General features: G+C 40.1%; 10 protein-coding genes. All 10 read right to left on the reverse strand.

Annotated elements, in window-relative coordinates; translation table 11 throughout:
• Nucleotides 1-4: 4 nt before the first annotated feature.
• On the reverse strand, nucleotides 5-871 hold the full coding sequence (locus GMD5S_RS0208610; RefSeq protein WP_000613650.1) for a GNAT family N-acetyltransferase: 867 nt from the start codon (nucleotides 869-871) through the stop codon (nucleotides 5-7).
• Between the two features lie 11 nt (nucleotides 872-882).
• Nucleotides 883-1,500, reverse strand: a complete 618-nt coding sequence (gene cysE, locus GMD5S_RS0208615; protein ID WP_000539988.1) for a serine O-acetyltransferase — start codon at nucleotides 1,498-1,500, stop codon at nucleotides 883-885.
• A 14-nt stretch (nucleotides 1,501-1,514) separates the two neighbouring features.
• On the reverse strand, nucleotides 1,515-3,737 hold the full coding sequence (pnp, locus tag GMD5S_RS0208620) for a polyribonucleotide nucleotidyltransferase (RefSeq protein WP_000166435.1): 2,223 nt from the start codon (nucleotides 3,735-3,737) through the stop codon (nucleotides 1,515-1,517).
• 455 nt (nucleotides 3,738-4,192) lie between these two features.
• Entirely contained in the window at nucleotides 4,193-5,059 is an 867-nt protein-coding gene (metF, locus tag GMD5S_RS0208625; RefSeq protein WP_002877494.1) for a methylenetetrahydrofolate reductase [NAD(P)H], read from the reverse strand.
• Between the two features lie 94 nt (nucleotides 5,060-5,153).
• Nucleotides 5,154-7,403 carry a 5-methyltetrahydropteroyltriglutamate--homocysteine S-methyltransferase gene (gene metE, locus GMD5S_RS0208630; RefSeq protein WP_000108242.1) on the reverse strand — a complete coding sequence of 750 codons (2,250 nt, stop codon included), beginning with the start codon at nucleotides 7,401-7,403 and terminating at the stop codon, nucleotides 5,154-5,156.
• Nucleotides 7,404-7,659: 256 nt separating this feature from the next.
• Nucleotides 7,660-7,956, reverse strand: a complete 297-nt coding sequence (locus GMD5S_RS0208635) for a helix-turn-helix domain-containing protein (protein WP_000797752.1) — start codon at nucleotides 7,954-7,956, stop codon at nucleotides 7,660-7,662.
• Between the two features lie 188 nt (nucleotides 7,957-8,144).
• A complete protein-coding gene (locus tag GMD5S_RS0208640) occupies nucleotides 8,145-8,510 on the reverse strand; it encodes a TIGR02328 family protein (protein WP_001241800.1) in 366 nt (121 codons plus the stop codon).
• Nucleotides 8,494-8,895, reverse strand: a complete 402-nt coding sequence (locus tag GMD5S_RS0208645) for a YbgA family protein (RefSeq protein WP_000449691.1) — start codon at nucleotides 8,893-8,895, stop codon at nucleotides 8,494-8,496. Before GMD5S_RS0208645 ends, GMD5S_RS0208640 begins: the two co-directional genes overlap by 17 nt.
• Nucleotides 8,896-9,052: 157 nt before the next feature.
• Nucleotides 9,053-10,189, reverse strand: coding sequence for an AbiH family protein (locus GMD5S_RS0208650; protein ID WP_000785729.1), 1,137 nt, complete (start codon nucleotides 10,187-10,189; stop codon nucleotides 9,053-9,055).
• A gap of 13 nt (nucleotides 10,190-10,202) precedes the next feature.
• Nucleotides 10,203-11,186: hypothetical protein (locus GMD5S_RS10745; protein ID WP_016893838.1), on the reverse strand; the 984-nt coding region annotated here is incomplete at its 5' end.

The following is an 11,186-nucleotide window of genomic DNA, read 5'->3' on the forward strand; positions in this document are numbered from 1 at the left end:
TTTTCTATTCTTTCTCATTCAGATAAACTACCTGTGTCTGTTTGATAAAGCCGATTTTTTCATACAAGCGCTTGGCACCTACGTTGCTATCTTCCACGGCAATCTGAAATTCCTTGTCATTTTGCTCAATTAGTTGGTTGACAAGGGATTTTGCTAAATAGCTTCCATAGCCTTTTCCACGTTCAGGTTCCGATATTGCTAAACCGTAGAAGTAATTCGTATCGCTCGATAAATCAATCGTGCAAGTTCCAATGACCTGACCGTTTTTTAATAAAATATATAAGCGACTTTCCGGATCTTTCAGAGCTTCAGCGACATATCTATCCACAACTTCTCTCGATTCATGTTCCTCTGAAAATACCTGAAATTTTAACTGACTAATTTGATCTTGATACGAACTATCTGCTAACATAACTTCCAGATTGGAAAGCTTTTCTAACGGATAAGGCCTTCTATCCTTGCCTAACCAGGTTTCTGTATCCTCGTCCTCGACCAATCCCCAGTTGCTGACAAAATCAGGATGGCGGTCTAGAAAAACACGCTCTGTCTGAAAAGTAACTGAATGAATCGGAAAAGAAGCTGTTTCTCTCTCAAAACTAGTAAACAATGCACGCGCAATCCCCTGACGGCGATGATCTGGATGAACCAGTATCGTCACTTCTACATCTTGGTCATCTGCATAGACAGTTAATAAACCAACAAGTTCGCCTTTTTCATAATAAAGGAAAAAGGCGGGCATGTTTGGATCAAAATTAAGCATGTTAGAGAGATAGGGATCACGATAGGTACTGTCATAGTTTTGGCAACAGTTAATTAGTTTTTTCGCCTCAGATAACTCCTCTTGGCTTAACTTGTTTCTTGCTTGAATCATATAGCTATCCTCTACAAACCAGACGATCTGTGGCTGGCTTCACGGGCATGCTCTAGCTTGTCTAGATAGTATTTCCGTTTCTCCTCTACCTCGTGAATGGTTGGCTCGTCTTTCTCACCATGAACACGGACGATCCTGGCCGGAATACCGACAACCGTCACATCACTAGGTACATCAGATACAACCACTGCACCCGCCCCAACTTTGGCTTTCTCTCCAATTTCAATAGGGCCAATCACCTGAGCGTGGGCCGAAATCAGCGCCCCTTTACGAACAGTCGGATGGCGTTTGCCACTATCCTTACCTGTCCCTCCAAGAGTAACCCCATGGTAGAGAAGAACACCTTTTTCAACGATAGCTGTCTCCCCAATCACAAGTCCTGCTCCATGGTCAATAAAGACACCTGATTCGATCTGAGCACCAGGGTGAATCTCTATCTGCGTCCAAAAACGCCAAAACTGGCTGTGCATACGAGCTAAAAGCTTAAAGCCATGTTTCCAGAGAAAATGAGAGAGACGGTGAGCAGCCAAGGCTTTGACACCCGGATAGGTCAGCAAGACTTCCAAGGTAGTGCGAGCCGCTGGATCATTTTCTTTTACGATATCAATGGTTTCACGCCACCATCCCATACATTTCTCCTTTCTTATTCTGAGTCTTTTGGTGTTTCTGTAGTTTCTTTCTTAGGTTTGTGGTCCTTGTGGTGGTGACGAGGACGATCGCCATGACGATGACCTTTATCCCCTTTTTCTTCTGAACGTTCAGGTTTTGGCGGACGTGGCAAGAGTGCCTTCATAGAAGCATCTACACGACCTTTTTCATCGATCTTAATAACCTTTACATCTACAAAATCACCAATTTGAACTAAATCTTCTACATTATTGGTACGTGTCCAAGCCATTTCAGAAATGTGCACAAGTGCATCTGTCTTATCAAAGAGGTTGACAAAGGCACCGAATTTCTCGATACGAACAACCTTGGCATGGTATACTTCATCGACTTTAGCCTCACGAACTAAACCAGCAATGATTTCTTTGGTACGGTTGATAGCATCTTGGTCACTAGAGTAGATAGATACATTTCCTTCTTCGTCGATATCAATCTTAACGCCTGTTTCAGCGATAATTTTATCAATCGTTTCTCCACCTTTACCGATGACAATCTTGATCTTATCAACATCAATCTTAATGGTATCAATTTTCGGAGCAGTTGGAGCCAATTCTGGACGAACTTCTGGAATCGTTTCTTCAATCACATCAAGGATTTCAAAACGCGCTTTCTTGGCTTGGGCAAGGGCTTCTGTCAAGATTTCTGCAGTGATTCCTTGGATCTTGATATCCATTTGAAGGGCTGTAATCCCGTCACGAGTACCGGCAACCTTAAAGTCCATGTCACCAAAGTGGTCTTCCAAACCTTGGATATCTGTCAATACTGTGTAGTTGTTTCCGTCGGAGATGAGACCCATGGCAATACCAGCTACTGGCGCCTTGATTGGCACACCACCAGCCATAAGGGCAAGAGTTCCCGCACAGATAGAGGCTTGAGATGAAGAACCGTTTGATTCCAAGACCTCAGCTACCAAGCGAATCGCGTATGGAAATTCTTCCAAGCTTGGCAAGACTTGAGCAAGGGCACGCTCACCAAGAGCACCGTGACCGATTTCACGACGACCTGGTGCACCATAACGACCTGTTTCCCCTACAGAGTATTGAGGGAAGTTATAGTGGTGCATAAAGCGTTTCTTGTACTCTGGGTCCAAACCATCGATGATTTGCGTTTCTCCCATCGGAGCCAAGGTCAAAACTGAAAGAGCTTGAGTTTGTCCACGAGTGAAGAGACCGGAACCATGCACACGAGGAAGATAGTCAACCTGCGCATCTAAAGGACGGATTTCATCGACTTTACGACCGTCAGGACGCACCTTGTCTTCTGTGATCAAACGACGCACTTCAGCGTGTTCCATTTGTTCCAAGATTTCAGCCACATCACGCATAATACGGTCAAATTCTTCGTGGTCTGCATATTTTTCTTCGTAAACAGCAGTCACTTGGTCTTTAACTGCTTGAGTTGCAGCTTCACGAGCCAATTTTTCTTCTACTTGGACCGCTTTTTGGAGGTCGCTGTTGTAGGCTGCGATGATTTCAGCCTGCAAGTCCGCATCTACATGAAGCAATTCCACTTCTGCTTTTTCCTTACCGACCGCAGCAACGATTTCTTCTTGGAAGGCAATCAATTCTTTAACAGCTTCGTGTCCTTTGAGAAGAGCTTCCAACATGATTTCTTCTGACAATTCTTTGGCACCAGACTCAACCATGTTGATAGCGTGCTTGGTACCAGCTACTGTCAATTCAAGAAGTGATTGCTCTGCTTGTTCTTGAGTAGGGTTGATGATGATTTGGCCATCGACATAACCCACTTGTACCCCAGCGATTGGTCCGTCAAATGGAATATCTGAGATAGAAAGCGCCAAGGATGAACCAAACATAGCCGCCATTGGAGCAGAGGCATTTTCATCATAAGAGAGCACTGTGTTGATTACTTGCACTTCGTTACGGAAACCTTCCGCAAACATAGGACGGATTGGACGGTCAATCAAACGCGCTGTCAAAGTCGCATCTGTTGAAGGACGTCCTTCACGTTTCATAAAGCCACCAGGAAACTTCCCAGCCGCATACATTTTTTCTTCGTAGTTAACTTGAAGTGGGAAGAAATCCCCAGTTGCCATTTTCTTAGACATAACGGCAGCAGTCAAGACAGTTGACTCACCGTAACGCACGACAACAGAGCCATTTGCTTGCTTAGCAACCTGGCCAGTCTCTACAACCAACTCACGACCCGCAAAAGTCGTTTGAAACACTTGTTTTGTCATTTTAATCCCCTTTGGATTGATGAAATTATACGCCTTGCCTACAAAGATCAAGATACTAAGGTCACAAAAAGCAAAGTAAAAATAGGAAACTGGCGAAGTCTTCGATGAAGACAAGACAGTTTATCTTTTTTACACAGCTTTTCGGCCGAGTTCAATTACTCATGATAGCATAGATTGACGCAGTGTGCGATGCACACCAGGAAATCTATCTTTTTCACTAGGGATTTAGCCCGTGTTCAACTACCTAAATACCTTGAAAAGTTTAAAAATATTATTCTTTAGCATTTGTATCTTTTATAGCATAGCAGATTTGAATAGCTAAGAATATGTTTATACCCTCATCTTTGTATCAAGTACGTACAGAGTCTATTTTATCATATTTTTCTTAAAAAGTGCGGGCTTTTCTATTAAAAAGGAACCATTCCCCTCACCTGAGAAGAATGGTTTGCTTTTTATTATCCTAAAGACTGATGGTTAAACAAGGCATGGGTTGCTTGGTGGATGTATTTTGCTGTTTCAGCATTGTTCATGGTGTAGAGATGCACACCTGCGACATCCTGGGTTACCAAGTCCACGATTTGATCCACTGCATAGGCAAGTCCTGCTGCTCTGAGCGACTCAGGATCATGCTCATACTTGTCTAAGATAGCCTTAAATTTGCGTGGAAGATGAATATTCTCACAAGTCTTCAAGAGACGAAGCGCTTGGTTACGGTTAAGAATGGGCATAATCCCCGCATGAATGGGAACATCAATCCCCGCCAAGGTACACTTGTCTTGGAAATCATAGAAGCGCTCATTGTCAAAGAAAAGTTGCGTTACAAGGCTTGAACAGCCTGCATCCACTTTCTTCTTGAGATTTTGAATATCTGAGATCTGGTTTGGCGAGTCAGGATGCCCCTCTGGGTAGCAAGCGCCAATAATATCAAAGTGAGGAGCTTGTTCCTTGATGAACTCAATCAAATCTGTTGCGTAGCGAAAATCCTTTTGTGGTTCCACATCAGGGATAATATCCCCACGCAAGGCCAAGATTTTCTGTACCCCAACCTTGTCCAAGTCTGCAATGGTTTCAGCAACTTTGTCCTTGGTCAGATAGATAGCTGGCAAGTGGGCAATGGTTGGAATCGCTAAGTCATTCTGGATAAAGTCAGCCAAACGAACCGTTGTTTCCTTGATATTAAATTTATTGTTGCTGGCAGTCACACTGATAAAGTGCGGTGTCAGCTCCCGCATATCCTGCAAGGCTGAAATAATTTTATCATTACCCACAGCTGGGTTTGGAGGGAACACTTCAAATGAAAGTGACGGCGTTTGGCGTGACATAGTCATTATCCTTTTCTTTTTGATTTTATGATTGCTGAGCCAGCTAGGGCCAAGCAGTTCCTTGATCAGTCAGTGTCACGAGCGAAATCGTATCTTACAATTTCTCACGCGCAGCTTTTGCTGCTTCAACAAGGCGGATCAAGCTTTCTTTTGTTTCTGGAATACCACGTGTTTTCAAACCACAGTCAGGGTTAATCCAAACTTTCTTGCTTGGAACTTTGGCAAGAATAGCATCGATTGTGTGGTCGATTTCGCCTTCATTAGGCACACGAGGTGAGTGGATATCGTAAACCCCAGGTCCCACTTCTGTTTGGAAGTTTTTCGCTTTGAGTTCGTCCAAGATTTCAAGGTTTGAACGGCTTGCTTCAAAGGAAATAACGTCCGCATCCATGTTGTCGATAGCTGGGATGATATCTGTAAATTCTGAGTAACACATGTGGGTGTGAATTTGAGTGTCTGGCGCTACTGTAGAGTGTACCAAGCGGAAGGCAGGAATAGCCCAGTCAAGGTAGTCTTCGTACCAGTCGCTACGACGGAGTGGCAATTTCTCACGAAGAGCAGCCTCGTCGATTTGGATGATTTTCACACCTGCAGCTTCAAGGTCAAGCACTTCATCCTTAATAGCAAGGGCGATTTGAAGAGTTGAGTCCTTGATAGAGATGTCTTCACGTGGGAATGACCAGTTAAGGATGGTAACAGGTCCTGTCAACATACCTTTAACAGGTTTGTCAGTACGGCTTTGTGCGTAGCTAGACCATTTGACAGTGATTGGGTTGAGACGAGTGACGTCACCCCAGATGATTGGTGGTTTCACCCCACGCATACCGTATGATTGTACCCAACCGTTTTTAGAGAAGAGGTAACCTGACAAGTTTTGACCGAAGTACTCAACCATGTCGTTACGCTCGAACTCACCGTGTACAAGCACGTCAAATCCAACTTCTTCTTGCCATTTGATCCATTCGTCGATAGTCTCAGCAAGGAAGGCATCGTATTCTTCTTGTGACAATTCACCCTTACGGTAAGCCAAACGTTTGGCACGGACTTCCTTAGTTTGAGGGAATGAACCGATGGTTGTTGTTGGAAGAGCTGGAAGTTTAAAGGCTTCTTCTTGGATAGCTTCACGTTCTGCAAAGGCTGGCAAACGAGTGTAGTCTGCGTCAGTCAATCCAGCGATGCGCGCACGAAGTTCCGCATTTTCACCCACACGCTCAGTCGCAAAGAGTTCTTTGTTTGCTGCAAGAGCTTCTGCGCCTTGACCGTTGCGGATAGCATCCAAATCACGAATCTCATCCAATTTTTCAACTGCAAAAGCAAAGTGGTTCAAGATAGCTGGTTCAAATTCTTCGTTAGCAGTTGTAAATGGCACATGAAGAAGTGAGCATGAGCTTGTCAAAACGATGTTTTCAGCTGGGATTTGCTCAAGAACAGCCAAGCTCTTTTCGTAGTTGTTGCGCCAGATGTTTTTACCATTGACGATACCTGCATAGAGAGTCTTGTCAGCTGGGAAGCCACCCTTAACGAGTTCAAGAGTTTTCTTACCTTCAACGAAGTCCAAACCAATGGCATCTACTGGCAAGTTCACAAGGTCAGAGTAGACGTCACGAACGTCACCAAAGTAAGTTTGAAGCAAGACTTCAAGACCTTTCTTGTCAGCCAAAAGCTTGTTGTAGATGTTCAAGAAGAGAGCTTTTTCTTCAGCTGTCAAATCTTTGACAAGAGCCGCTTCATCGAGTTGGATACGAGTTGCACCAAGTTCCGCCAATTTAGCAAAAACTTCTTGGTAAGCAGCTACTAAGCTATCTACGAAGTCTTCTGCTTTCACGCCTTCTTCAAAGTCTGATAATTGAAGGAAAGTGAATGGACCTACAAGAACAGGACGAGTGTTGAGACCAAGTTCTTTGGCTTCTTGGAACTCATCAAAGATCTTGTGACCAGCCAATTTAACTTGAGTGTCTTTTTCAAATTTAGGAACGATGTAGTGGTAGTTGGTGTTAAACCACTTCTTCATCGGAAGGGCACGAACGTCCCCTTTTTCTCCTTGGTAACCACGTCCCAAAGCAAAGTAGCGCTCAAGGTCAGACAAGTCCAAGTTTTGAACAGATGCAGGCACCACGTTGAAGAGGAAAGCCGCATCTAAGAAGTTGTCGTAGTGAGAAAAGTCATTTGATGGGATTTCAGTGATGCCTTTTTCTTTGACAATGTTCCAGTGTTTTGCCCGCAATTCTTTTGCTGCTGCAAGGAGTTCTTCTTCTGAGATTTCTTTTCTAAAGTATTTTTCAGTTGTAAATTTTAATTCGCGGAATTCGCCCAAACGAGGGAAACCGATGATCGTAGTTGACATGATGTGTCCTCCAAAATTTGTTGTTGAAACTATCTTAACAGAAAAGAAAGCGCCTGTATAATTGTAAAAAATTAGGCTTTGATATAGTTTGAAACTATATCATCATTTAGGACAAAAGAAAAAGACTTGAGAACAGTGTCTCAAATCCTTTGTATAGCTTGTTTTAAGGCTGTATTTTAGTTGAAATGCTCAAACGAGCTATTGACGATTCGCATCAGTGACTATGGCTTGCTATTAGAAAAGACTATAGGTCAGTTTAATCAACTTTCCCCTGTTCAAGTGGAACGACTGCTAGTGTCTTTCCTAAACTGGCTAAGACTCTTAAGACCGTATCCAACTGAGGACTGGTCTTGCCTGTCTCCATCCTAGCAATCACAGGCTGGCTCACTCCACTAAGTTCTTCTAGCTTTTTCTGACTGATACCTTGCTCATGTCTAGCTTCAATCAACTCACTCATGATAGCCACTCGCATATCACTTTCAAGGATTTCCTCTTTGGTAAAGAGTTCTGTTCGGACATCTTTCCAATTACTTCCAATGGCACTATTTTTCATCACTTAACCCTCTTTCTTTTAAGTCCTTCAGTTCACGCTTGGCTTTTGAAACAAATTATAACTTAAAAGTTATTAAAAGTAAATCCTAATACTCTTAAAAAGAAGACCTTAGAATCATTCTAAAGGTCTCATATTTATTATTCAAAAAAATTACGAGAAGAGTTATAATATGGAGCTAATCCTGACTCTTACTCCAGCTCAATGCCTTTCTCTCGGAGATTAGCTAAACACTCCTCATAGTATTCTGCATCATGTTCACTATAGATGGTCTTGCCTAGTTTCTCCTCTGCTAAGTCTTGATAAGAAGGGCAGGTCTTGCCACGGTAGTTCTTATCCAGCCACTCTGGACTGACATTGTAGCCACGGATTGCCATCTCCTCCATGATCAAGCGATGATAGGCATAGAGACGATAAGGCGAGTGGGTAAAGACATAGTCCACCGTCGCATGCTTTCTGCCCCAGCCATTGCCACGAAGAGCACAGCACTCTCGATGTTGCCCCAAAAGCTGCGGACGGGGAAGTTGTGAAATCAAAGCCTCATGCCAAAGTCTCATGAGAGTCTCCTTTCAGTAAAGTCGAATGTTGCAAGTAGGTATTTGGATAGCGATCAAGCAACACTCGAGTCTTAGCAATCAAGTCTTCCTTGGAAACCTGACCAAAACGGTAGCGATCCAGCAAGAGCATATAGTCCTTGCGCTCAGCATCTGTCGCTTTCTTTTTGAAATAGCCCCATATATGCTGGAAGGCATTGCAAACTTGACCCCTATGTTCTGGGATTTGACAGGCACGGTCAATCAGTTCTTGAACATGACTCAGCTCCACCACTTCATTCTTGAGATATTGGCGAATCTCATTGTAAATATTGCTGGAATGGCTCAAAACGAGGTATTTATTTCTAGCCCAGAGTTGCTGACAATGGGATTTTTGGTTAGTTTCCATCTTTCTCCTTACTTTCTATCAGTTTCCAGGAAATATGGAAACAAAATTGTATCTAAAACTCTTTCAAAAATGTATTATCTTTTCTATTTTATCATATTTCAAGAAAAACCACTCGACCTGACTAGAGCGAGTGGGCTATAAACTATTCTTAACTTTATTAAGGTAGTAGAACTTCTTTCATACCATCCTTATCATCACTCTTTATAAATACAATATTACGTTTTCCTGTTAACTCTATCAATTTTTCTTTACCAAGGATGATTGCGAGATTCTTAATAATTGAACGTTTAGCTGGTTCATTAACATAAGTGAAAACAAATCGATAAGGATACTCACCTTTCTTTGATAATTCAAAACATTTTTGAAAAATCTCTTTATCTAAAGGATCTACTGAATGACCAAATATGATTATATTTTTAGACGAAGAATAAGGCATACATAACTCATCTTCTGTGAATTCTAAAGTTGGGTCGAAAAAAGTTTCATAATAATTTCCAGTTTCCTTAACAACTCGTTGATAATATTTCTGATAAGGTATCAAATCACTGTTAACGTCATTTTCTTTATCCTCAATTCCAAAAACCATGGCATTAAACTTTCTATCTAAATCAATTCGCCCATGTATGAAATGAGTTCTTTCTTCAACAGTTCCAAATAGATAAGCTGACGTGTTGGTATAATTAAAATTTAAAACATAGGTATGTGATAAATTAGGTACCGAATCCAAGGCTGTTGGCTTGGGGTTAATCCCTTGAACTTCAAAATCTAAATAATCTAAATATGACAGATAGATTTCTAGCAGTTCTGTTAATAAATTTAACTGTTCGATAAAGATATAGTTTAGTTTGTTCAATACAAAATCTCTATCTAACAACTTCCACTCATACTCTTGATAAAATGGGGCAAATATGTTTGCAATAAAGTATTTTGCACTGAAATTAGTTTCTTTTTTCAATATATCGTTACTTTTCCTAACTGGATGTATAGCTGATAAATCATAAAGCAATTGCATATTCTCTTTAAAATACATTATCGCATCTGCAAGTTGAGAAATCATGATTTCAAGATTAAACCAATTATCCCCAAGAGTACCTTTATTCTCATTAATAAATTTTAAATACAAATTATCTTTGTATTTCTCAGTCCTTATATTTTTAACTTTTAGAAACTCTAACAATTCTTCATCTGGATTAGAAAATAATTGTTTTTCAAACTCAATAAAATCGGTATATTTTGTTTTTCGCCCCATTGCAATATCAAAGCCATTGCCCAGAATTAGAATAGTATCTGCCATGATTTTTTCTCCTCTACCTAAAATTTATTATTTTTTCAATAATTGCATTAATTTTCTCTGTTTCTTCATCAATCATTTTTATAAAATCATCAAAACTCATTTCTACATAACTCTCAACAACTGCTCTGAAATAATATTTGTATCCTAAAAAATTTTTACTAGAAATTCCTGTGAGAGAATAGTGAAAAATGTTGTTTCTAAATTGAGTATTCTCCAAAAATAATTTTTCCTTACATTCAATAATTTCTTCTATATTTTTCTCTAAACAAGGATTTAAAAGTTTTGAAAATTTCTTATAAAATTTTTTTATAGTATTGACACTAACTAAATAAGTTTGTAACTTTAAACGATATAATAAACCACCTGTTTTCATAAATATTTCAGGAACCAAAATATTTATGAAATTATTTTGACATAAAACATTAAATAACTGCAATTGAACTTCCAGAGACACTTCCCCCAGTAAGATATTACGCCTTTTTGTATCCATCAAAAATTTATCCATATGACTTAACTTATAACTAGTGACATTAATTTTCAAAGTTGGATCAATTGAGAATTTTTCTTCAAATTCTATCGTAATAGAATTAATAAATGTTGTTAAAGTTCTAGAATATTCAATAAGAAACTCCCTATTATTTAACATCCAATTATTTAGAGTATCAAAATTATTCTGGACAAATATTTCTTCTAGATAAATACTTAACTGGCTGGTGTTTCCATAGGGAATATCGTCAATCGTAAATACTCCTAAATCTTTTTGACCAACAATACTAATGACAAATTTCTGGAAAAAATTATAATCGGTTTCTAATATTTTTTTTCGTTTTTCTGCACTATTATTTAGCATTTTAAAAGCTCTTAGAACTCTTTTATCTGAATATAATTTAAAACTAATTCGAACTTTTTTTAATAATGTGACAAAATCAATACCTTTAATATCTGGTAAATTTACTATTTCTTTATGTTTCTCAAATTTTTCCACCCAAGCTAAACA

The sequence above is a fragment of the Streptococcus sp. GMD5S genome (assembly GCF_000298715.2).
Classification (GTDB): domain Bacteria; phylum Bacillota; class Bacilli; order Lactobacillales; family Streptococcaceae; genus Streptococcus.